Source organism: Nocardiopsis listeri NBRC 13360 (assembly GCF_001570765.1).
GTDB lineage: Bacteria > Actinomycetota > Actinomycetes > Streptosporangiales > Streptosporangiaceae > Nocardiopsis > Nocardiopsis listeri.
In genome coordinates this window covers 61639-83192 of record NZ_BCSH01000022.1, presented here as the reverse complement: position 1 = coordinate 83192, position 21554 = coordinate 61639, and the positions used below count along the sequence as shown (strand labels likewise).

Annotated in this window: 19 protein-coding genes and 1 pseudogene; 18 read left to right on the top strand and 2 right to left on the bottom strand. The window is 69.7% G+C overall.

What is annotated here, in order from left to right:
• Position 1: 1 nt before the first annotated feature.
• On the bottom strand, positions 2–2656 hold the full coding sequence (locus tag NLI01S_RS08320) for a S8 family serine peptidase (protein WP_067601825.1): 2655 nt from the start codon (positions 2654–2656) through the stop codon (positions 2–4).
• Positions 2657–3298: 642 nt separating this feature from the next.
• Between NLI01S_RS08320 and NLI01S_RS08315 the strand changes: the two genes are divergently transcribed.
• The 18 genes from NLI01S_RS08315 to NLI01S_RS08230 all read left to right on the top strand — a co-directional run bounded on the left by NLI01S_RS08315 (position 3299) and on the right by NLI01S_RS08230 (position 20819).
• Positions 3299–4294, top strand: coding sequence for an ABC transporter substrate-binding protein (locus NLI01S_RS08315; protein ID WP_067601822.1), 996 nt, complete (start codon positions 3299–3301; stop codon positions 4292–4294).
• A 159-nt stretch (positions 4295–4453) separates the two neighbouring features.
• Complete coding sequence (locus NLI01S_RS08310) at positions 4454–5488, top strand: FecCD family ABC transporter permease (protein WP_067601820.1); 1035 nt, start codon at positions 4454–4456, stop codon at positions 5486–5488.
• A 76-nt stretch (positions 5489–5564) separates the two neighbouring features.
• Positions 5565–6755: a signal recognition particle-docking protein FtsY gene (gene ftsY / locus NLI01S_RS08305; protein WP_067601819.1), complete on the top strand. Its 1191-nt coding sequence runs from the start codon at positions 5565–5567 to the stop codon at positions 6753–6755.
• A gap of 256 nt (positions 6756–7011) precedes the next feature.
• A complete protein-coding gene (locus NLI01S_RS08300; RefSeq protein WP_067601818.1) occupies positions 7012–8364 on the top strand; it encodes an ammonium transporter in 1353 nt (450 codons plus the stop codon).
• A 381-nt stretch (positions 8365–8745) separates the two neighbouring features.
• Positions 8746–9969, top strand: coding sequence for a hypothetical protein (locus NLI01S_RS08295; RefSeq protein ID WP_067601816.1), 1224 nt, complete (start codon positions 8746–8748; stop codon positions 9967–9969).
• A 150-nt stretch (positions 9970–10119) separates the two neighbouring features.
• Positions 10120–11724, top strand: a complete 1605-nt coding sequence (gene ffh, locus NLI01S_RS08290; RefSeq protein ID WP_067601814.1) for a signal recognition particle protein — start codon at positions 10120–10122, stop codon at positions 11722–11724.
• A 236-nt stretch (positions 11725–11960) separates the two neighbouring features.
• Complete coding sequence (gene rpsP, locus NLI01S_RS08285; RefSeq protein ID WP_067601811.1) at positions 11961–12416, top strand: 30S ribosomal protein S16; 456 nt, start codon at positions 11961–11963, stop codon at positions 12414–12416.
• A gap of 2 nt (positions 12417–12418) precedes the next feature.
• Positions 12419–12661, top strand: a complete 243-nt coding sequence (locus NLI01S_RS08280) for an RNA-binding protein (RefSeq protein ID WP_067601808.1) — start codon at positions 12419–12421, stop codon at positions 12659–12661.
• Between the two features lie 160 nt (positions 12662–12821).
• Positions 12822–13340 (top strand): ribosome maturation factor RimM, encoded by a 519-nt coding sequence (gene rimM / locus NLI01S_RS08275; RefSeq protein WP_067601805.1) that lies wholly within the window; start codon positions 12822–12824, stop codon positions 13338–13340.
• A gap of 46 nt (positions 13341–13386) precedes the next feature.
• A complete protein-coding gene (gene trmD, locus NLI01S_RS08270) occupies positions 13387–14145 on the top strand; it encodes a tRNA (guanosine(37)-N1)-methyltransferase TrmD (RefSeq protein WP_067601802.1) in 759 nt (252 codons plus the stop codon).
• Between the two features lie 271 nt (positions 14146–14416).
• Positions 14417–14776 carry a 50S ribosomal protein L19 gene (rplS, locus tag NLI01S_RS08265; RefSeq protein ID WP_067601799.1) on the top strand — a complete coding sequence of 120 codons (360 nt, stop codon included), beginning with the start codon at positions 14417–14419 and terminating at the stop codon, positions 14774–14776.
• A 71-nt stretch (positions 14777–14847) separates the two neighbouring features.
• A complete protein-coding gene (gene lepB / locus NLI01S_RS08260; protein WP_067601796.1) occupies positions 14848–15717 on the top strand; it encodes a signal peptidase I in 870 nt (289 codons plus the stop codon).
• Positions 15718–15961: 244 nt separating this feature from the next.
• On the top strand, positions 15962–16294 hold the full coding sequence (locus tag NLI01S_RS08255; RefSeq protein WP_067601793.1) for a DUF2469 domain-containing protein: 333 nt from the start codon (positions 15962–15964) through the stop codon (positions 16292–16294).
• A gap of 82 nt (positions 16295–16376) precedes the next feature.
• Positions 16377–16751, top strand: coding sequence for a YraN family protein (locus NLI01S_RS08250; RefSeq protein WP_084392397.1), 375 nt, complete (start codon positions 16377–16379; stop codon positions 16749–16751).
• Entirely contained in the window at positions 16751–18268 is a 1518-nt protein-coding gene (locus NLI01S_RS08245; RefSeq protein WP_067601790.1) for a YifB family Mg chelatase-like AAA ATPase, read from the top strand. Before NLI01S_RS08250 ends, NLI01S_RS08245 begins: the two co-directional genes overlap by 1 nt.
• Before the next feature lie 114 nt (positions 18269–18382).
• Positions 18383–19498 (top strand): DNA-processing protein DprA, encoded by a 1116-nt coding sequence (gene dprA, locus NLI01S_RS08240; protein ID WP_067601787.1) that lies wholly within the window; start codon positions 18383–18385, stop codon positions 19496–19498.
• Between the two features lie 80 nt (positions 19499–19578).
• The gene (locus NLI01S_RS08235; RefSeq protein WP_067601784.1) at positions 19579–19938 is read left to right on the top strand and encodes a RidA family protein; all 360 of its coding nucleotides are present in this window, start codon (positions 19579–19581) and stop codon (positions 19936–19938) included.
• Positions 19935–20819: a tyrosine recombinase XerC gene (locus NLI01S_RS08230; protein WP_067601781.1), complete on the top strand. Its 885-nt coding sequence runs from the start codon at positions 19935–19937 to the stop codon at positions 20817–20819. Before NLI01S_RS08235 ends, NLI01S_RS08230 begins: the two co-directional genes overlap by 4 nt.
• A gap of 184 nt (positions 20820–21003) precedes the next feature.
• On the opposite strand, the pseudogene NLI01S_RS25135 reads toward NLI01S_RS08230, so the two are convergent.
• Positions 21004–21399 (bottom strand): annotated as a pseudogene (locus tag NLI01S_RS25135) (peptidoglycan DD-metalloendopeptidase family protein); the annotation flags it as partial.
• Positions 21400–21554: the final 155 nt, after the last annotated feature.

Below are 21554 nucleotides of genomic sequence, written 5' to 3'. Positions count from 1 at the left end.
GTCAGCCTCGGTCGATGGTGATGACCGGGGAGGTCCAGTCCTCCCAATGATCCGGATCGTCCGGGTCGCCGAGCGCCTTCAGCGCCCGGGCCTCCAGACGGTAGTCACCGTCGCGCACGTCGGTGACCCGGCCGTGCGAGTCCGTCACGGTGCCGTCCCAGGCGTAGGCGAAGAACGCCGTGGGGGTCGCGCTGCGGTTGACCTGGTCGACCGACAGGGCGATGTTGCGGTCCGGGTGGACCGGGCGGCCGGTGCGCTCGTCGACCACGGTCATCTCCAGCTTGGTGACGTGGTGGTCGAAGTGGGCGATCACGTACGGCACGTCCGGCAGACCGTCCACCCAGCCCAGGGAGTAGGTGGCGCCCTCGGGCCGGTTCTCGTACCCGCCACCGTCGCCGGCGCAGTCCAGGCCGAAGAACGCCTCGCACTCGGTGATCTTGGTCAGCCACGGAAGCTCGTGCGTGTCGCCGTCGCCGTCGGTGATCGGGGTCATGGCGTCGATCGCCTGGTAGTCGCCGTTGTAGGCGGCGTAGGGCACACGGTGCGTGTCGCCCTCGCCCTCGGTGACCTTGACGTAGCCGCCGTAGATCATCTGGTCGAGGTCGTCGGCGGGCGGAGTGACGGTCACGTCGACGGAGACCGAACCGCCGGCCGGCACCGTCACCTCGTCCTCACTGAACAAGGCCTCGGCGTAGGTGTCGTTGAACTGCGGAGCGAACGTGTCGCCGTGGGTGCCCAGCGCGGGCTCGTGCTCGATCGCGTAGGTGGCCTCGGTGTCGCCGTCGTTGGTGATGGTGACGGTCTCGGTCACGGGCCCCTCGGTGGCGCCCAGGCCGAGCTTGCCGGGGGACAGCGAGGTGGTCGCCTCCACGGCTCCGGGCAGGTCGATCATGCCGGCGCCCTGACGGTGGACGTTGTCGAGCACGCCCATGTCCGGGTCGCCCCACCACATGGTCGGGTCCGCGGAGTTCTGCAACACGTCGCGTACGTGGTGGGCGTCCAGGTCGGGCCGGGACTCCAGGACCAACGCGACGCCGCCCGCGACGTGCGGGGACGACATCGAGGTGCCGCTGACCGTGGCGTAGCCGCCCTTGGCCATGGGATAGGTGGAGTTGATGAGACCACCCGGTGCGCCGATGTCCGGCTTCAAGGACAGGTCGGCGCCCAGGCCGTAGGAGCTGAAGCCGCTGATCAGCCCGCCGGTCGGGTTCGGGATGGTGGTCTCCTCCCCGGTCCAGGTCAGGGTGACGCTCTCGCCGGACTCCAGGAGCTCCAGGATGTGCGCGCCGGACTGGTCGGAGACACCGACGGAGAAGGCGCCGCGGTCGACGATGCCGCCGCCCGCGAACATGCCGGGCAGGTTGTTGTAGACCACGACACCGGTGGCACCCGCGTCGACGGCGGCGTCGTACTTCTCGGTGAAGGTGCACTCGCCGCGGATCATCAGCGCGGTCTTGCCCTCGGGGTCGCCTTCGAGTTCGTCGCCCGCGGCCAGACAGCCACGGCCGATGTTCACGATCTCGTCGGTCTCCCCGGACGTCGGCGGAAGCGGGGCGTCGTCCATCTCCATGTAGGCGACGGTCTCGCCGCTCTGGGTGACCTCGGCGGCGGCCGCGCGGATGTGCGTGTTGTCGTAGGCGGCCACACCGATGACGTTCTCGCCCAGGCCGGGTGCGCCCGCGGAGTACAGGCCGGTGTCGCCCTCGTTGCCGATGGAGGCGACCACGACCATGCCCTCGTCGACCAGTCGGTCGGAGGCGACGGCGGTCGGGTACTGCGGCCAGGAGTGCGCGGAGCCGATGCTCATGTTGAGCACGTCCATGTCGTCGGCCAGGGCCTGCTCCATGGCGGCGATCATGATGTCGGACGTGGTGGAACCGGCGCAGCCGAACACCTTGTAGGCGCCGAACTCCACGTCGGGAGCCACGCCGGTGACCTGGCCCTGGGCGCCGACGATGCCGGCGACGTGGGTGCCGTGCCCGTTGCAGTCCTGTGGGTCGTCGTCGGGGATCGGTTCGGCGTTCTCGGGGTCGCCGGCGTTGAAGTCGTCGCCGACGAAGTCGTGGCCGGTCACCACGCGCTCGGACGGGAAGCCGCCGGGGCCGCCCAGGTCGGGGTGGGTGTAGTCGACTCCGGTGTCCATGATGGCCACGCGCAGTCCCTCGCCGGTCAGACCGAGCTCGCTCTGCGCGATGTCGGCGCCGGTCATGCCCAGGGCCGTGTCCATCTCGGGTTCGTTGTCGGCGATCTCGGGGATCTCGTGCCGCATGACCGGGTGGATGGCGGCCACACCGGGGATCTCCCGGGCCGTTCCGACCTGATCGTCCTCCATCTCCACGGAGACGCCGTTCCACAATTCGGTGAAGGAGTGGCGTTCGGTGTAATCGAGGCCGTGTTCTCGGGCCTCGGCGTGGAATTCGGTGTGTTCGTCGTCTACACGGGAGAGGGCGGCGCCCTCGGTGGTGGGCGGGCCCTCGAGTTCGATGAACCACAGGTCCTGGACCTGGTGGGTGAGCTCGCCGTTGCCCGCGGTGGGGGCGGGGTGCAGGGGCGCGAGCCCTTGTTCCTCGTCCGCGCCCGCGGGTGTGGCCGCCACCAGGCCGGCGATGAGTGTCAACCCGGCCAGTGGGGCCAGGCGTGATCGGTGGGGTGCCACCTTGTCAACACATCCCTTCTCGTGCGCGCCTCAGGACAGCGGGGGAAGCGACGACCCACCGGGCATGGAGTGCACACACGGGGGATACGCCGGAAGTGTCCGTATTAGGAGGATCGGCGCGCATGGCAACGAGATCATTTCCGTGTGCGATGTGGGGTGTCAATGTTCGTTCGGACTCAATATGGCCACATGGCGTGCCGAAGTGTCGTGAGTTTCCTTCGGTGCTGCAATGGTTTACAAAACGGACGTAAGGCTCATTCCGTATTAATATTCATTAAAGCGGTTGGGCTGGTTTCCGGGGTCGGAAGGTGACCGTTTCACGAAAACGATCTTCCGTAATGAAGGACACGCAGGTCGGAGCGGGTGCACACGCCCCAGTCGGGGCCGAAGTGCCGCGCAGTAGAGTTGGACGCGCTGTGCCGACCCACCCGGGCCGGTACCAGCCGGTGTCGATCGAGCGAAGTCCGGCAGGCGGCCACATCCGGCCGCCGGATCCGGCGCTGTCCCGCAACTGTGATGCCCCGCCGAGCGCGGGGACGAGCCAGGTCGCCTCGTCGACGCCGACGTCCCCTGTCCTCGTGGGAAGGACCGGCCGTCCCGATCTGGGCCGTGTTCCTCCCCGCACGCACTCGAAGGAGCACCGTGCGGATCGCCCGCCAGCTTCCCCTCGCCCTCTTGGGCGCCACGCTCGCCCTCACCGCCTGCGGTACGGACGACCCCGAACCGGAGAGCACGGAGGAGACCACCGAGACCGCGTCGGCGGAGTGCGGTGTCCCCGAGCCCGCCGAGCGCACCGAGATCGGTGACGGCACCTTCCCGGTCACCGTCGACGACTCCGTCGGCGAGGTCACCCTGGAAGAGGCGCCCGAGCGCATCGTCTCGCTCTCCCCCAGCACCACTGAGTCCCTCTTCGCCATCGACGCCGGCGATCAGGTCGAGGCGGTCGACGAGTACTCCTACTACCCCGAAGAGGCCCCCACCACGGACCTCAGCGGCTACACCCCCAGCGTCGAGGCCATCAGCGAGTACGACCCCGACCTGGTCATCCTCTCCGACAACGCCATCGACAGCGTGGAGCAGCTCGACGCCGTGGACATCCCCACGCTCGTGCTGGGCGACGCCGCCGACCTGGAGGACGTCTACGCCCAGATCCGCCTGCTCGGCGAGGTCACCGGCAAGACGGCGGAGGCCGACGCGGAGGCCGACCGGGTCGAATCCGAGTTCAACACCGTCGTCGAGGAGGCCTGCGGCGCTCTGGGCGACACCGAGCTCACCTTCTACCACGAGCTCGACGACACCCTGTTCTCCGTCACCTCCGCCACCTTCGTCGGCCAGGTCTACGACGCGTTCGGCCTGGTGAACATCGCCGACCAGACGGACGACACCGAGAGCGGCGGCTACCCGCAACTGTCCACCGAGTTCGTTGTGGAGGAGAACCCGGACCTGATCTTCCTGTCCTACGGCGACGAGTCCGCCGTAGAGGACGTGACCGAACGCCCCGCCTTCGACACCGTCACCGCGGTCGAGAACGACGCGGTGCACCTGCTCGACGAGGACACCTCCTCCCGCTGGGGGCCGCGCGTGGTCGACTTCGCCGAGGCCGTCGGCGAAGCCGTCCAGCAGAGCGCGGATCGGTAGTTTTGCGCCTCCGCCGGCGCTTTGGCGTGTTCGGGCGCCTGGGAGTCAGGAATGGGTTGAAGGGAACACAGCGGCACCTCCGGGACCCTGACGGCGCCCGAACGACAACCCCCTGTTGCTCAGGTTCTGGACACAACAGCGAAAGGTGGATGTAGAGCGGTGAAGGGCTTCGGGGTCCCGTTCGGGTGGTTGCTGGGAGGCGTGGCCGTGCTGTGCGCGGCCGCGGTGTTCGGCGTCTCGGCCGGGGCGGCCTCCCTGACCGCCGGCGACATCCTCCGCCACTTCGTCGGCCTCCTGCCGTTCGGCTGGGTGGAGTCACCCCTGACCGAACGGCAGGAGGCGCTGCTCATGGAGCTGCGCCTGCCCCGCGTGGTGATGGGCGCGATCGTCGGCGCGCTCCTGGCCACCGCGGGCGGCGCCTACCAAGGGGTCTTCCGCAACCCGCTGGCCGATCCCTTCCTGCTCGGTGCCGCCGCCGGCGCCGGGCTGGGAGCCACCATGGTCATGGTGTTCGGCGGCGACCTCGTCGCCGACCCCCGTGCGCTGGTCCCCGTGGCGGCCTTCGTCGGCGCGCTCCTGGGGGTGGCCGCCGCCTACGCGCTCGGTTCCACCGCCGGGGGAGGGGGCACCGCCGCTCTCGTGCTCGCCGGGGTGGCCGTCTCCTCCTTCCTGTCCGCGGCGCAGACCCTCGTCCAACAGATGGGCATCGACCAGCTCCAACGCATCTACGCGTGGCTGCTCGGCGGCCTCGGTCGGGGTGGCTGGGACGACGTGCGGCTCATCGCCCCCTACGCCGCGGTGGGGCTGGCCGTGCTGTTGCTGTCCGGGTACCTGCTGGACATGCTGGCGCTGGGCGACGACAAGGCCGTCAGCCTCGGCCTCAACCCGGCCGTGGTGCGCCTGGTCGTCATCGCCGCCGCGTCCCTGGCCACCGCGGCGGCCGTGTCGGTGAGCGGACTCATCGGATTCGTCGGCATCGTCGTGCCGCACATCGTGCGCCGCCTGGTCGGCTCCAACTACCGGGCGATCCTGCCGGTCACCGTGTTGGCCGGCGGCGCCTTCCTCGTCATCGTCGACATCGTGGCGCGCACGATCGTCGCCCCCGCGGAACTGCCGATCGGCGTGGTCACCGCCTTCCTCGGAGCACCGTTCTTCGTGCTCATCCTGCGCACCACGCGTCATCGCGGCACCTGAAAGCCGTCCCGAGCCGTGCCGGGTGGACCGGACGTGATGCGAACGCGTCGGACACTCTGGAAGACTGGCTCACGCTATGGACATCACCTTGCTCGTAAGCATCATCGTCGTCGTCGCCCTCCTGGTGGTCGGCGGGTTCTTCCTGGTCAGGACCCGAAGCTCGGTCACGCCGGGCAAGGAGGAGACCAAGCCCGAGGTCACCGACACCCCCAAGGCGCCCGCTCCGGAGGAGGACCGGGAACGGGACGAGGGGACGGTACGCACGCCCCCCGCCCACGCGCCTCCGGTGGAGGAGACCGAACCAGAGGCCCCGGCCGCCCCCGTCGAACCCGAGATCGAGACCCCGCCCCCCTCGGAGGGGCGCATGGTCCGTCTGCGGGCCCGATTGGCCCGCTCCCAGAGCTCCCTCGGTCAGGGGTTGCTCAACCTGCTCTCCGCCAAGAACCTCGACGAGGACACCTGGGAGGAGATCGAGGACACGCTGATCACCGCCGACATCGGTGTGACTTCGGCCACCCAGATCGTGGAGAACCTGCGCACCCGGGTCAAGGTGCTCGGCACCCGTGACACCGAGGAGGTGCGGGGCCTGCTGCGCAACGAACTCCTCGAACAGATCGGTGCTGACACCGACCGGGGCGTGCGCACCACGCCGCACGGCGACCGCCCGGCCGTGGTCATGGTCGTGGGCGTCAACGGCACCGGCAAGACCACCACCACCGGCAAACTCGCCCGTGCCCTGGTCGGCGATGGTCGCAGCGTGGTCCTGGGCGCCGCCGACACCTTCCGTGCGGCCGCCGGCGAACAGCTCCAGACCTGGGGTTCCCGGGTGGGCGCCCCGGTGGTGCGCAAGGAGGAGGGCGCCGACCCCGCCAGCGTCGCCTTCGACGCGGTCGCCCGTGGAATCGAGGACGGGGTCGACACCGTCATCATCGATACGGCCGGACGTTTGCACACCAAGACCGGGCTCATGGACGAGCTCGGCAAGGTCAAGCGCGTGGTGGAGAAGAAGTCCCAGGTCGACGAGGTACTCCTCGTCCTGGACGCGACCACCGGACAGAACGGCCTGCGCCAGGCACGGGTGTTCGCCGAGGTCGTGAACGTCACCGGCATCGCCCTGACCAAGCTCGACGGCACCGCCAAGGGCGGCATCATCGTCCAGGTCCAGCGTGAGCTGGGCGTTCCGGTCAAGCTCGTCGGGTTGGGGGAGGGCCCCGACGACCTGGCGCCCTTCGACCCCGAGGTCTTCGTGGACGCGATCCTGGGCTGAGCCCCGAACCCGCACGAACCCACCGAAGAGGCCGGCGCACCCGCGGGTGCGCCGGCCTCTTCGCGCATCCGATTCACCGGCCCGTAACCCCGCACGCGGTCCTTTTACGCCCGCGCAACACACGGGGCTCCAATGGGAAACACCGGAGATGGACCGTTGTCGCCGTGGTGATCCGAGACGTGCCCGAAGACGCGCTCGCCGACCGGCGCCCTCGTCGAAAGACGACCTCCCCCGTCCATCCCATGGAGGCGACGAAATGATCGACACTGGCAATACCGCGTGGCTGCTGATGAGCGCCGCACTGGTGATGCTCATGACCCCGGGTCTGGCGTTCTTCTACGGAGGCATGTCACGGGCCAAGAGCGTCCTCAACATGATGCTCATGAGCTTCAGCAGCATCGCGATCGTCAGCGTCCTGTGGGTGCTCATCGGGCACTCGCTGACCTACGCTCCCGGCCACGGCGCCCTGGACCTGTTCATCGGCGGCTTCGACCACGCCGGCCTGACCGACATCATGACCGAGGTCGAGCCGGCCGCCGATGGTGAGGGCGGCTACCCGCTGCTCGTCGACGCCGGCTTCCAGCTGATGTTCGCGGTCATCACCGTGGCCCTGATCAGCGGGGCCATCGCAGACCGCGCCAAGTTCGGAGCCTGGTTGCTCTTCGCCCCGGTGTGGGCGCTCCTGGTCTACTTCCCCGTCGCCCACTGGGTCTGGGGCGGCGGCTGGGTCGCGCGTATGCACGAGTGGACCGGGCTGCCCGAGGTCATCGACTTCGCCGGTGGAACCGCCGTCCACATCAACGCCGGCGCCGCGGCGCTCGCGTTGGTCCTGGTCCTGGGCCGCCGCAAGGGCTTCGGCTCGGAGTCGACGCGCCCGCACAACCTGCCGTTCGTCCTGCTGGGCGTCGCGCTCCTGTGGTTCGGCTGGTTCGGTTTCAACGGCGGTTCCGCCTACGCCGCCAACGAGCAGGCCGCCCTGGCCCTGGTCAACACCCAGGTCGCCACCGCCGCCGCCACCGCCGCGTGGATGCTCGTCGAGCGCTTCCGCTACGGCAGGGTCAGCGCCCTCGGTTTCGCCTCCGGCGCCATCGCCGGTCTGGTCGCGATCACCCCGTCGGCCGCCAACGTCACCCCGGTCGGCGCGATCCTGGTCGGTGCCCTGTCCGGTGCGGTGTGCGCGTACGCCATCAGCCTCAAGTTCCGGTTCAAGTACGACGACGCCCTGGACGTGGTCGGGCTCCACATGGTCGGCGGCGTGATCGGCTGTCTGGCCCTCGGGTTCTTCGCCTCCTCGGCGGTGCCCGGTGGCGGCGACGCCGGTCTGTTCACCGGCGGGGGCGCGGGCCTCCTGGCCGCCCAGACCATCTCGGTCCTCGGCGTCACGATCTACACGTTCGTCCTCACGTGGGGCATCGCCAAGGTGATCGACCTCATCATCGGCTTCCGTCTTCCCGAGGAGGTCGAGACCAACGGCCTCGATCACGAGTTGCACGCCGAATCGGCCTACGCCTTCGACGAGCTCGACGCGTTGGCCACGGAAACGCCGCAAGCGGTCTCCTCTCCGACGCCTCCGGGAGAGGAGACGACCTCACCGCGGGTCGACGCCTGACCTCAACGCCGAGGTGGTGGTCTCGATCCGTTGACGCGGTGAGGTGGTCCAGGGGCCGACGGGCACGACCCCGTCGGCCCCGTCCCTGTGGCCGAAACGGGCGCGACGGGGCTTTTCGGGCGTCGGTTCTCCCAGTTCGTCGGATATGTGTATGTGAGCATGTGGCACTGTTGGCAGTGACCCGTGTCCGGGTTCGATACCCTTTCGGAGCGGTGCGACGGTCCCTTCCCGCATACGCCGGGACATCGATGGAACGCGCACCGATTCACCACGTGCCGGGGAACGGTGGGCCGGGCCGCCAAGAGCCCGATCCCTCCCCGATGACTCACTTCAACGCCGATTCGTATCAGCACCCCTCAGCCGATGGGGGCAGGAGGCAAGATGGCGCCGGTTACTCGAAATAGGGGTCACAGGGGCGGACGGTTCACGCTCGCCGCGGTGGGAACCATCGCCGCGCTGGGACTGGCCGCGTGCTCCGGTGGCGGTGACGAGGCGGAGGAGCCCGCCACCGAGACCGCGGAACCCGTCGACGCCGCGCCCCTGCTGGAGGAGGCCCTGACCGCCCTGGCCGACTACCCGGCCGTGGTCGCGACCGGGCAGATCGCCGCCAGTGTCGGCGCGGACGTGCAGGAGACCGAGCTCACCGTCGCCGACGGTGGGGCCACCCGCGGCACCTTCCAGGTCAACGGCGCCGAGGCCGAGGTACTCGCCGCGGACAGCAAGCTGTTCCTGCGCGCCGACGAGGAGTTCTGGCTGGACCGCAGCGTCTTCGGCCCCGACAGTGACGCCTTCGAGGGCAACTGGGTGCGTTCCTCGCCCGCGCAGGCCGGGCTCAACCCCTCCAGCACGCTCGCTCCGCCCTCTCTGGCCGAGACCCTCGGGGCGATGGAGCTGGAGAGCGACGATGCGGTGGAGGAGGACCTGGACGGCACGCGTGCCTACCGGGTCGACCTCGCCGGTGAGCGCAACCAGCTGTGGATCGACGCCGAGACCGACCAGATCCTGCGCATCGCGATCGAGGAACTGGTCCCCGAGGGAGCCGAGAGCGGTCCGCAGGTCCGCCTGGACCTGGCCCAGGCCGAGGAACCGGCGGTGGAGGAGCTCTACACCGGCCTGGCCACCGCCGTGGAGGAAGAACTCGGTTCCTCTCGCGACGCCCGGGTCGAGGCGGCCTGGGACGGCGAGGCCGGCATGAGCTGCGACGAGGGGCCCAGCTGCACCTGGTCCGGCACCGTGCACGACGCCGGTGACAACGGCAGCGGCACCGTGCTGGTGCGCATGGACGTCACCTTCGCCAACGAGGAACTCGGCGATCAGGAGTGCTCGGAGTCCGGCGCGCTGGAGGCCGGCGGCACCCTGGAGCTGTCCTGCGGGGTCGACTATGACGTCACCAGCTCCGACCCCGAGGAGTACAACATCGACGCCGACGCCGTCCTGTCCACCAGTGGGCTGACCTCCACCCAGCAGGAGGAGATGATCGCCGCCGTCAACGAACAGCGTGAGGCCACTCTCTCCGGCGGTGAGGACACCGGCGAAGAGGGCGCCGAGGACGGAACCGAGGAAGGCGCGGAAGAGGGCGCCGGGGAGGGCGAGGAGGGGCAGTAGCCCTCGTCGCCCTCCCGTGAACCGGGGCGGGGATCGAAGGTTCCCGCCCACTCCCACGTCCGGCTGCCGCACCCGCCCGCACAGCGCCCCAGGTGGCGACGTGCGGGTAGGCTAGGAAGCCATTCCCGAGACGAAGGACTGGCTGAACTCGTGTTCGAGACGCTTTCCGACCGGCTGACATCGGTCTTCTCCTCGCTGCGCGGCAAGGGGCGCCTCTCCGAAGAGGACATCAACGCGACCGCGCGCGAGATCCGTCTCGCGCTGCTCGAAGCGGACGTCGCACTGCCCGTGGTCCGCGAGTTCATCGCGCGGATCAAGGAGCGCGCCCGCGGCGAAGAGGTCTCCAAGGCCCTCAACCCGGCCCAACAGGTCATCAAGATCGTCAACGAGGAACTGGTCGAGATCCTCGGTGGCCAAACGCGGCAGATCCGCTTCGCGAAGACGCCCCCCACCGTGATCATGCTCGCGGGTCTCCAGGGTGCCGGTAAGACCACCCTGGCTGGCAAGCTCGCCAAGTGGTTGTCGGACGACCGCAACACTCCGCTGCTGGTGGCCGCCGACCTCCAGCGTCCCAACGCCGTCACGCAGTTGCAGGTGGTCGGTGAGCGCGCGGGTACCCAGGTGTTCGCCCCCGAACCCGGCAACGGCGTGGGCGACCCGGTGCGGGTCGCGCGCGAGTCGATCGAGCACGCGCGGCGCAACAACCACAACGTCGTCATCATCGACACCGCCGGCCGCCTCGGTGTGGACACCGAGATGATGCAGCAGGCGGCGGACATCCGTGACGCGGTCGAGCCCGACGAGATCATCTTCGTCGTCGACGCGATGATCGGTCAGGACGCGGTCAACACCGCGCAGTCCTTCCTCGACGGCGTCGGCTATGACGCGGTCGCGCTCACCAAGCTCGACGGTGACGCACGCGGTGGTGCGGCCCTGTCCATCCGGCACCTCACCGGTCGCCCGATCATGTTCGCCTCCACCGGCGAGAAGCTCGAGGACTTCGACCTCTTCCACCCGGACCGGATGGCCTCGCGCATCCTGGACATGGGCGACGTCCTCACCCTCATCGAACAGGCACAGCGCACGTTCGACGAGGCCGAGGTCGAGAAGATGGCCTCGACCATGGCCTCGGACGAGGACTTCACGCTCGACGACTTCCTCGAGCAGATGAAGATGGTCCGCAAGCTCGGCCCCATCGGCAACCTGCTCGGGATGATGCCCGGCATGGGCCAGATGCGCGAGCAGATCGACAACATCGACGACAAGTCCCTGGACCGCATCCAGGCGATCATCCAGTCGATGACCCCCGCCGAGCGCACCAACCCCAAGATGATCAACGGGTCGCGCCGGCTGCGCATCGCCAATGGTTCGGGCACTCAGGTCGGCGACGTCAACGGCATGGTCACCCGCTTCTTCGAGGCGCAGAAGATGATGCGCAAGATGAAGAGCGGCGGCGGCATGCCGGGGATGCCCGGGATGCCGGGCATGCCGGGGGGCGGCGGCAAGAAGGCCAAGAAGGGCAAGAAGCCGAAGAAGGGCAAGCAGCGCAGCGGCAACCCGATGAAGGCCCGTCAGCAGGAGGCCGAGCGCGCCGCCGAGCGGCAGCGCCGCCAGGAGGAGGGGCCGCAGACACCGCAGCTGCCCCCGGGCCTGGGTGGCGGCGGTGGGCAGCAGCCCAGCCTCCCGCCCGCCTTCGGTGGACCGAACATGCCGGACCTTTCGGACTTCAAGTTCGGTAGGAACGACGACAAGTGATCGATGGCGCGGCCGTTCCCCACGAGGGGGACCGGCCGCGCCTTCGAATGTGACCGGACTCGTCCGTTGTCCTGGCCGATGAACCCGCCGGCGTCTGGCACAATGAGGAGTCGACTAACGGCGGCGGACCGGCCCTCTAACTAGTCCGCCGCTCATGTCCTGCCTCGACGGGTTCCACAACCCCACGTGGGTCGCCGGTCAGGCGCTAACACCGTTTTCGGGAGAAGACCACTCCAGTGGCTGTCAAACTGAAGCTCAAGCGTATGGGCAAGATTCGTACGCCGCAGTACCGTGTCATCGTCGCCGACGCCCGCAACAAGCGGGACGGCAAGGCGATCGAGGAGATCGGCAAGTACCACCCCAAGGAGCACCCGAGTCTCATCGAGATCGACTCCGAGCGGGCCCAGTACTGGCTCTCCGTCGGCGCCCAGCCGTCCGACGCGGTGAAGGTCCTCCTGCGCAAGACCGGTGACTGGCAGAAGTTCAAGGGCCTGCAGGCTCCGGCTCCGCTCCAGGTCGCCGAGGCCAAGGACCCGGAGGCCAAGGAGGCCGCCTTCCAGGCCGCGCTGAAGGAGCTCGTGCTCCCCGGCCAGGAGAAGAAGACCAAGAAGGCCGAGAAGAAGGCGGAGAAGCCGGCCGAGAAGCCGGCTGAGGACGCCGAGGCCGAGAAGAAGTCCGAGGGCGAGGCCTGATCGTGCTGGAAGAGGCGCTTGAGCACCTCGTGAAGGGGATCGTTGCGAACTCCGAGGACGTCCAGGTGAGAGCCAAGCGGCTCCGCAAGGGCAAGGTCCTGGAGGTTCGGGTCCACCCTGACGACCTGGGCAAGGTGATCGGTCGCAACGGCCGCACCGCCAAGGCACTGCGTACCATCATCGGCGCGCTCGCCGGTGGTCGTTACGTGCGTGTGGACCTGCTGGACCTGCACGAAGTGCGCTGACGCGCCTCCCGGGGCGCCGGCCGAGAGGCCGGTGCCCCACACCCGTGCCCGGGCACCCCTGTGGGGCGTCCGGGCACGGTTTTCCCCGAAGCCCTCCGAGGCGCCACCGAGGCGCCCGGTCGAGCGTCCGGGCCGGTATCGATCGAAGGAAAAAGGACTCATGCGACTCGTGGTGGGCCGGATCGGCCGCGCGCACGGAATCCGCGGCGACGTGGCCGTCGACGTGCGCACCGACGACCCCGATGCCCGATTCGTCGACGGTGCCGTCCTGAACACCGACCCGGAGTCGGTGGGACCGCTCACCATCGTCTCGACCCGTCGGCACAGCGGAAGGCTGCTCGTCCGATTCAAGGGCAAGGCCGACCGCGACGCCGCCGAGGCGCTGCGTGGGACCGCCCTGCTGGTCGACTCCGAGGACATCGCGCCCCTGGACGACCCGGACGAGTTCCACGACCACGAGCTCATCGGTCTGACCGCGGTCACCACCGACGGCACGGCCATCGGCAGGGTCGACGACATCCTCCACTACGCCCAGGACGTGCTGGTGATCACCGCGGAGGCAGGCCACGAGGTCCTCGTACCGTTCGTCGCCCCCCTCGTCCCCGAGGTGGACGTGGCCGCGGGGCGGATCACGCTGGACCCGCCGCCCGGCCTGCTCGACCTCCACACCAACGACTGAGCGGCCGAAGCCGCCCGGTCGCCGAGCGAACGAGACCGAGTACGCCGTGCGCATCGACATCATCAGCATCTTCCCCGACTACTTCGCCCCCTTGGACCTGTCCCTGATCGGCAAGGCCCGTACCGCGGGCCTTCTCGACGTGCGCGTCCACGACCTGCGCTCCTGGACCCACGACCGGCACAACACCGTCGACGACACGCCCTATGGGGGCGGTCCCGGCATGGTGATGAAGCCCGATCCGTGGGGGGAGGCGCTCGACGAGGTCATCGCGGACCGGCCGGCCAGGCTGATCCTGCCCACCCCCAGCGGCCGCCCCTTCACCCAGGCCGACGCCGAGCGTCTGGCCGGTGAGGAGGACCTGGTGTTCGGCTGCGGCCGGTACGAGGGGATCGACTCCCGGGTGGCGGTGGACGCGGCGAACCGGATGCCGGTCGAGGAGATCAGCATCGGCGACTACGTCCTCAACGGGGGCGAGTCCGCGACGTTGGTCATCGTGGAGGCGATCACCCGGCTGTTGCCGGGGGTGCTCGGCAACCGCGAGTCCCATGTCCAGGACTCCTTCGCTTCGGGCGGCATGGAACAGCTGGTCGAGGGGCCGGTGTACACCAAACCGCACGTCTGGCGCGACCAGGAGGTCCCGCCGGTACTGCTGTCCGGAAACCACGGAGCGGTGGACCGTTGGCGCCGTGACCAGGCGCTGCGCAAGACCCGGCGCAACCGTCCCGACCTGATCGCCGCCACCCCCGACGAGAACCTCGACAAGCGCGACCGCGAGGTGCTCGCCGAGGAGACGACGCAGGACTGAGCGGCGGATCCGCGAGGATTCGTGCGGGTCTACGGGAGGATCACCAAGGCCACACCGCCGATGGTTCGAGTGGCCGCGAGGGATATGGCAAACTGGGATGGTTCCCCCTCGGTGACCCCAAGGCATCCGCATGCCGGCGGTACGACGTCGGCCTCTGTGTCGGTCACCGGGTGGTTCCACAGTTCAGACCCAACAGGGCCTCGCCCGCGAACCCCCTCCTCGGAACAGCCGGGGGGCAGGACGCGGCGCGCTATCGATGAGGATTCGCGAGATGCACACCGCCATTCAGGAGCTTGAGAAGGCTCAGCTTCGCACCGACATCCCGGAGTTCCGTCCGGGTGACACCCTCAACGTCCACGTTCGCGTGACGGAGGGCAGCCGCACCCGTGTCCAGGTCTTCAAGGGCGTCGTGATCCGCCGACAGGGCGCGGGCAGCCGCGAGACCTTCACCATTCGCAAGGTGAGCTACGGCGTGGGCGTGGAGCGTACCTTCCCGATCCACACCCCGGCCATCGAGAAGTACGAGGTCGCCGCCCGCGGTCGCGTGCGTCGCGCCAAGCTGTACTACCTGCGCGAGCTGCGCGGCAAGGCCGCTCGTATCCGCGAGCGTCGCGAGCCCGCCGCCAAGTAACCTCACTTCTGGTCACCGCATCCGGCCGTAACCGTGCCGCCCAGATGGGAGGCAGGATAGGCTTTCGGCCGATGGACGAAGACGAGAAGGGCCTCGGTACGGACGGGGTCCAAGACGAGGATTCCGCCCGGCCCGGACCGGAGGAGCAAGGCTCCGCCACTGGCTCCCAGACCCACGATGGTCTGGGAGCCAGTGGTGTCTCCGAAGCCGAGGACCAGGAGTCGGAGGAGAGGGCGGAAGCGGCGATGAGCAAGTCCCAGAGCAGTGCCAAGAAGGGGTCGTTCTGGAAGGAACTGCCCATTCTGATCGTGATCGCGTTGGTCCTCGCGTTCGTGATCAGAACCTGGTTGATGCAGGCGTTCTACATCCCTTCCACATCGATGGAGAACACCCTGCTCGTCGGCGACCGTGTCCTCGTCAACAAGGTCGTCTACCAGATCCGGGACATCGAGCGCGGTGAGGTCATCGTCTTCAACGGCGACGGGTCGTGGGACGATCCGAACACCGTGGAGATCCCCGAGCCCACCAACCCGGTCAGCGGCGCGTTCACCTGGGTGCAGCAGCAACTCGGGGCCGCGCCCTCCGGCAAGGAGTACATCAAGCGGGTCATCGGTCTGCCGGGGGACACGGTGGAGTGCTGTGACGAGCAGAACCGTCTGCTGGTCAACGGCGAGCCCCTCGATGAGGAGGCCTACCTCTACCCGGGCAGCGTGGAGAGCCACACCGAGTTCGGGCCCATCGAGGTCCCCGAGGACCACCTGTGGCTGATGGGCGACCACCGCGCCATCTCGCACGACTCGCGCGCCAACCAGAACAACCCCGGTGGCGGCTCCGTCCCGATCGACCACGTGGTGGGGCGGGCGTTCGTCATCATCTGGCCGTTCGGCCAGGCCGGTGGGCTGAGCGTTCCGCCGGCCTTCGAGGAACTCGAATCCGAGTAGGTGCGGGCCCACCGGCCCGACGTCAGAGGACCTTCGGACGGGGTCGGGTGACCGAAGAGTCGAAGGAAATCCGTTCGACGGTGCGCAAAAGCGCGTTCCGTGACGCATGATGGATCTGGGATCGTATCGGCGTTCTCCGAACGCGTGGCCGGCCTCCCCGACGGGAACGAGTCGGGTGGCGGTGTCCACGGTCGGAGAACCGGCACATGACGACCGGAGAGTGCTGACGAAAGCGAGCGAGCGGATGAGTTCTGAGGACCTGGAGAAGTACGAGGCCGAGATGGAGCTACAGCTCTACCGGGAATACCGAGATGTGGTAGGCCTCTTCGGCTACGTGGTGGAGACCGAGCGTCGTTTCTACCTCACCAACCACGTGGACCTACAACCCCGCTCCACGGAGAACGGGGAGATGTACTTCGAGGTCGTGATGGAGGACGCCTGGGTCTGGGACATGTATCGTCCGGCCCGGTTCGTCCGCAACGTGCGCGTGGTGACGTTCAAGGACGTCAATGTCGAGGAGATCACCAAGTCCGACCTGGAGATGCCTCCGACCGAGGGACCGTCTCCCGGCGAGTGAACCCGGGGTTGTCCACAGGCGGGAAACTCCCTCTGGTGCGAAGCGAAGCGATCACCGACCGTGGTAACGGGAGGTGGTCGCTTTGCTACGACAGTGGGCCGAGTACCGGCACACACTGGGCCGGAGCGGTGAGGAGCTCGCCGCCCGGTACCTGGAGCGGGCCGGGATGCGTCTGTTGGACCGCAACTGGCGGGCTCCGAACGGCGCCGGTGAGATCGACATCGTGGCCAGGGAAGGGCCCGTGTTGGTGGTCGCCGAGGTCAAGACCCGGGGTTCCCTCCACCACGGTCACCCGCTGGAGGCCATCGACGAACGCAAACGCCGCCGGTTGCGGGCGTTGGGTCGCTCCTGGGCCCTGACACACCGCCGTCGCCCGGGGCCGCTCAGGGTCGACGGCGTGTGCGTGCTGTTCGACCGGGGCCGGGTGCTCCTGTCGCACGAGCGGGGGCTGCGCTGATGACGCTCTCCCGTACCCACTGCGTCACCCTGCTGGGCGTGCAGGGACACATCGTCGAGGTGGAGGTCCACCTGGGCGGAGGCGACCCCGGGGTGACCCTGGTCGGCCTGCCCGACGCGGCGTTGCGCGAGGCCAGGGATCGGATCCGCGCGGCCGTCGTCAACAGTTCCGAGAACTGGCCCAGCGGCCAGATCACCATCAGCCTGTCCCCGGCCAGCCTGCCCAAGTCCGGCAGCCTGTTCGACCTGGCCATCGCCGGTGCGGTGCTGTGCGCCGCCGGCGAGGTGCCCGCGGACCGACTCGAAGACACGGTGCTCATCGCCGAACTCGGTCTGGACGGTCGCGCCCGCCCGGTCCGCGGGGTCCTGCCCGCGGTGGTCTCCGCCGCGGGGCAGGGATTCACCCGGTTCGTGGTGGCCACCGGTAACGCCGCGGAGGCCCGCCTGGTCCCCGACGTGGAGGTGACCGCCGTCGCCGACCTCGCCGGTGTGTGTTCCTGGCTACGCGGTGAGGCCCTGGACCCACCCGAGGAACCGGCGGAGATCGGGCCCGCCATCGAGGACCACGGCCCGGACCTGTCCGACGTGCTGGGCCAGCCGGTGGCCCGCCGGGCGGTGGAGATCGCCGCAGCGGGCGGGCACAACATGATGATGCTCGGACCACCGGGAACGGGGAAGAGCCTGCTGGCCGAACGGCTGCCCACGGTGCTGCCCCGACTCGACCGGAACGAGGCGCTGGAGGCCACCGCCATCCATTCGGTGGCCGGTCTGCTCCCGCCCGGTGCCCCGATGGTCACCCGAGCGCCCTTCGCGGCGCCGCACCACACCTCCAGCCGCGCGGCCATCATCGGTGGTGGTAGCGGCAACCCGGGGCCGGGCTGGGTGTCCAAGGCCCACAGGGGCGTCCTGTTCGTCGATGAGGCGCCACAGTTCGGTCGTGGGGTGCTGGACTCCCTGCGCGAACCCCTCGAACGAGGCGAGGTGGTCATCGCCCGGGCCTCCGCCACCGTCGCCTTCCCCGCCCGCTTCCAGTTGATCATGGCCGCCAACCCCTGCCCCTGCGCCAAACCGGGCAACCTGTGCACCTGCCCGGCGGGGGAGCGCAGGAGATACTTCTCCCGTGTCTCGGGCCCCCTGCTGGACCGGATCGACCTCAAGGTGCAACTCCAGCCGGTGGCCAGGGCCGAACTGTTCGCCGACCGGGCCTTCGCCGAGTCCTCCGAGGTGGTGGCCGAACGGGTCGCGTCGGCCCGTGCACGTGCCCGCGCCCGTCTGGCCGACACCCCGTGGAACACCAACGCGACCATCCCGGGCGCCCGACTACGCCGCGACTTCCCGCCGGCCCCCGACGCCCTGCGGGTACTGGGCCTGGCCATGGACCGCGGACAGATCAGCGCCCGAGGCGTCGATCGCGCGTTGAGAGTCGCCTGGACCCTGGCCGACCTGGCCGGTCGCGACCGACCGGGCGAGGAGGAGACCGCCTACGCGTACGCCCTCTGGTCCGGTCGCGCCTGGTGATCGCCCCGGCCACGGGCGGCGGAAGCGAAGACCGAGGAGCGGTGGGGGGCGACGGACGAAGAGCGGTGGAAACGGGTGTGGACGAGGGACGGACGAAGGCGGGAGGGGCATGGGATGAGCGAGAACGAGGAAGCGGCTCGAACACGGGCCGGACTGACGTCGGTGGCCCGGCCCGGTGACCTCTGGCTGGCAGGGTTGCTGGCCGAGTACGGGGCGGAGCGGGTGTGGGCGGATCTGGTGGCCGGGACGCCGCCGCCGGGATGGGACGGCGAACCACCGCCCCGATGGGCGGTCTGGGCCCGGCGGGCGGTCCGTGTGGACGTCGATCGTCTGCTCTCGGACTCGGCGGAGGCCGGGGTGCGGTTCGTCGCTCCAGGAGACCCCGAATGGCCGGGGCGGTTGGACAACCTACCCGGGCACCGGGACTGCTACGGGCTCTGGGTCCGTGGCCACGGGGACCTGCGCAACCTGTGCCTGCGCTCGGTGGCGATCGTCGGCGCGAGGGCGGCCAGCCCCTACGGGGAGCACGTGGCCTCCGAACTCGCCTATGGGCTGGCCGAACGCGGCTTCACCGTGGTCTCCGGAGGCGCCTACGGCATCGACGGGGCCGCGCACCGGTCCGCGCTGGCGGCCGGACACACCGTCGCGGTCCTGGCCGGAGGGTTGGACGTGGACTACCCGCGCGGACACGCCGGCCTGTTCGCGGACGTGACCCGGGCCGGGGCGCTGGTGAGCGAACGCCCGATCGGCCGCGCACCGCGTGCGCAGGACTTCCTGATCCGCAACCGACTCATCGCGGCGCTCACCCCGGGAACCGTGGTGGTGGAGGCGGGTCGGCGCAGCGGGGCGCTCAACACCGCCACGCACGCCAACGATCTGCACCGGATCCTCATGGCGGTGCCGGGGCCGGTCACGTCGGCGACCTCCGTGGGCTGCCACCGGCTACTGAAGGAGGGGAGGGCCACCTGTGTCACCGGGGTCGGTGACGTTGTGGAGCAGATCGTTCCCGTGGGGGAGACCTCACTGCCGGGTCCGGCGGACCTCGATCCGGAGACGGCCCGGGTGCTCTCGGCGGTGGACCGACGCGGTATGGGCACCGCCGAGGTCGCCAGGCGTTGCGGGGAGGGTCTGGAAGGGACGATGCGTTCCCTGGGGTTGCTCGCCGCGGCCGGGATGGTCGAACGCTGCCTCCACGGTTGGCGCCTGCCCACCGGAACGGAGGGCGGATGAGTCACCCCGGCCCGAAGCCGCGCCGTGGCCGAAGCCCGCCCGGACGGGTACTCGGGCATCCGCCCGGGTACGGTTTCGACATGGCAGAACTGTACAGCGACGCCCTCTTGGCCGACGGGCCGATCCTGTTCGTCTCCGGACAGATCCCGGAGGCCTCCGACGGCGAGATCGCCCTCGACATCACCGGGCAGACCCGGCAGATCTTCCAGAACCTCACCGAGATCCTCGACCGGCACGGGGCGGGGCCGGACCACCTGGTCAAGTTGACGTACTACCTGCGCCACATCACCGACCTCGAAGACTTCCGTGCCGCGCTGTTGGAATGCCTGCCCGACGGTCACCTGCCCGCGGCGACCCTGGTGGAGGTGAGCGGTCTGGTCCACCCCCGCTACCTGGTGGAGATCGACGCCGTCGCCTGCCTGCCCCGGGATCGCGGTTGACCGGTCCACAGGCGCTGGAACGGCTGGCGGGGCACCTGAGCGGAGAACTGGGGCGCTCACCCCATACCGTCCGCGGCTACCTGTCCGACCTGCGCGGCCTCCTCTCCCACCTGGACGAGCACGACGCCGGCCCGGCCGACCTCGACGTCCCCCTGATCCGGGCCTGGCTGTCCAAGGCACGAGAGGCGGGGGCGGGCCGCTCCACCATCGCCCGTCGAGTGGCGGCCGTGCGCGCCCTCACCCGGTACCTGCACCGGGAGGGGGTCCTGGCGGTGGATCCGGGGGTCCGGCTCTCCACTCCTGCCCAGCAGCGACACCTGCCGGCGGTCCTGGACGAGGAACAGGCGCGCTCCGCGCTGTCCGGGCCCGCCCCGGAGACCCCCGTGGAGCTGCGCCGCCACGCCGTCGTCGAACTGCTCTACGCCACCGGGATCCGGGTCGCCGAACTGTGCGCCCTGGACCGGGCCGACCTCGACCGTGCCCGTGACACCGTCCGGGTTCTGGGCAAGGGCGACAAGGAACGCACCGTCCCGGTCGGCGGTCCCGCCCTGGACGCGGTCGACGCCTGGATCCGCCGTGGTCGACCCGACATGGCCGGCCCCCGCAGCGCCGACGCGCTCTTCCTCGGTGCCCGCGGTGGACGTCTGGGCGTACGCCAGGCCAGAGAGGACGTGTACGCACACCTGCGCGCGGCCGGGGTGGAGGCAGGCCCGCACGGGCTGCGGCACAGCGCCGCCACCCACCTGCTCAACGGCGGCGCCGACCTGCGCAGCGTGCAGGAGTTCCTGGGCCACGCCAGCCCGCGCAGCACCCAGGTCTACACGCACGTCTCGGTGGATCGTCTGCGTGACGCCTACCGACAGGCCCACCCGCGCGCCTGACCCTGTGGTAGTGCTCGCGTACGCCCTCGACCCCGCGCCCGTCCCGGCCCCGTACGGACACGGTCCGGGTCGCCGCCGCCGGCACGGGCAGGAGGCGGACCTCACCGCGCCCCAGCAGGGAGAGCGGATCCAGGTAGGCACGGTCGCGCAGTAGACCCCAGTGCAGGCAGGTCCGTTCCGCGCAGTGACGTGGTTCGGCCGCCACCACACCGATCGGCTCGGCGTCGACCGGATCACCTCGCGCGACGGAGGCCTCCACCGGCGAATAGGTGGTGTGCGTCTCTCCGTGGGTCACACTCACCACGCCCACCCCGGCGACACCGCCGGCGAACCGTACCCGGCCCGGCCCCGCCGGGTACACGCTCTGCCCCGGCTCGGCGGCCAGGTCCACACCCAGGTGCCCGGGCAGCCAGCGCTCCTCGGGCGGATCGAAGTCGCGCAGCACCTCCACCGGAGGATCCAATGGCCACCGCCATGGGCCCTGGACGGACGCGACGGCCGGTGTGGTTCGGAGCGGGCAAACGGGGAACAGCAGGAGCGTGAGGAACAGCGGGAGTACCCAGAGCCGGGGGTCTGTCATGTTTCCAGGGTGCGTGCGGCGGACGTGTTCCGCCAGAGCCGATCCGAGCCTGTGGACAACCTTCGCCACGTCGATGACGTCCCTGGACACGGAGCCGTTCCGGGGTGTGCTCGGCGGAGGATAGAATCGTTCTCGGCCCACCAGGGTCGAACCAT

Coding starts and splice junctions, on each gene's coding strand:
- ftsY (WP_067601819.1), top strand. CDS start 5,565: ATGGACATCACCTTGCTCGTAAGCATCATCGTCGTCGTCGCCCTCCTG.
- NLI01S_RS08300 (WP_067601818.1), top strand. CDS start 7,012: ATGATCGACACTGGCAATACCGCGTGGCTGCTGATGAGCGCCGCACTG.
- NLI01S_RS08295 (WP_067601816.1), top strand. CDS start 8,746: ATGGCGCCGGTTACTCGAAATAGGGGTCACAGGGGCGGACGGTTCACG.
- rimM (WP_067601805.1), top strand. CDS start 12,822: ATGCGACTCGTGGTGGGCCGGATCGGCCGCGCGCACGGAATCCGCGGC.
- rplS (WP_067601799.1), top strand. CDS start 14,417: ATGCACACCGCCATTCAGGAGCTTGAGAAGGCTCAGCTTCGCACCGAC.
- lepB (WP_067601796.1), top strand. CDS start 14,848: ATGGACGAAGACGAGAAGGGCCTCGGTACGGACGGGGTCCAAGACGAG.
- NLI01S_RS08255 (WP_067601793.1), top strand. CDS start 15,962: ATGAGTTCTGAGGACCTGGAGAAGTACGAGGCCGAGATGGAGCTACAG.
- NLI01S_RS08245 (WP_067601790.1), top strand. CDS start 16,751: ATGACGCTCTCCCGTACCCACTGCGTCACCCTGCTGGGCGTGCAGGGA.
- dprA (WP_067601787.1), top strand. CDS start 18,383: ATGAGCGAGAACGAGGAAGCGGCTCGAACACGGGCCGGACTGACGTCG.
- NLI01S_RS08235 (WP_067601784.1), top strand. CDS start 19,579: ATGGCAGAACTGTACAGCGACGCCCTCTTGGCCGACGGGCCGATCCTG.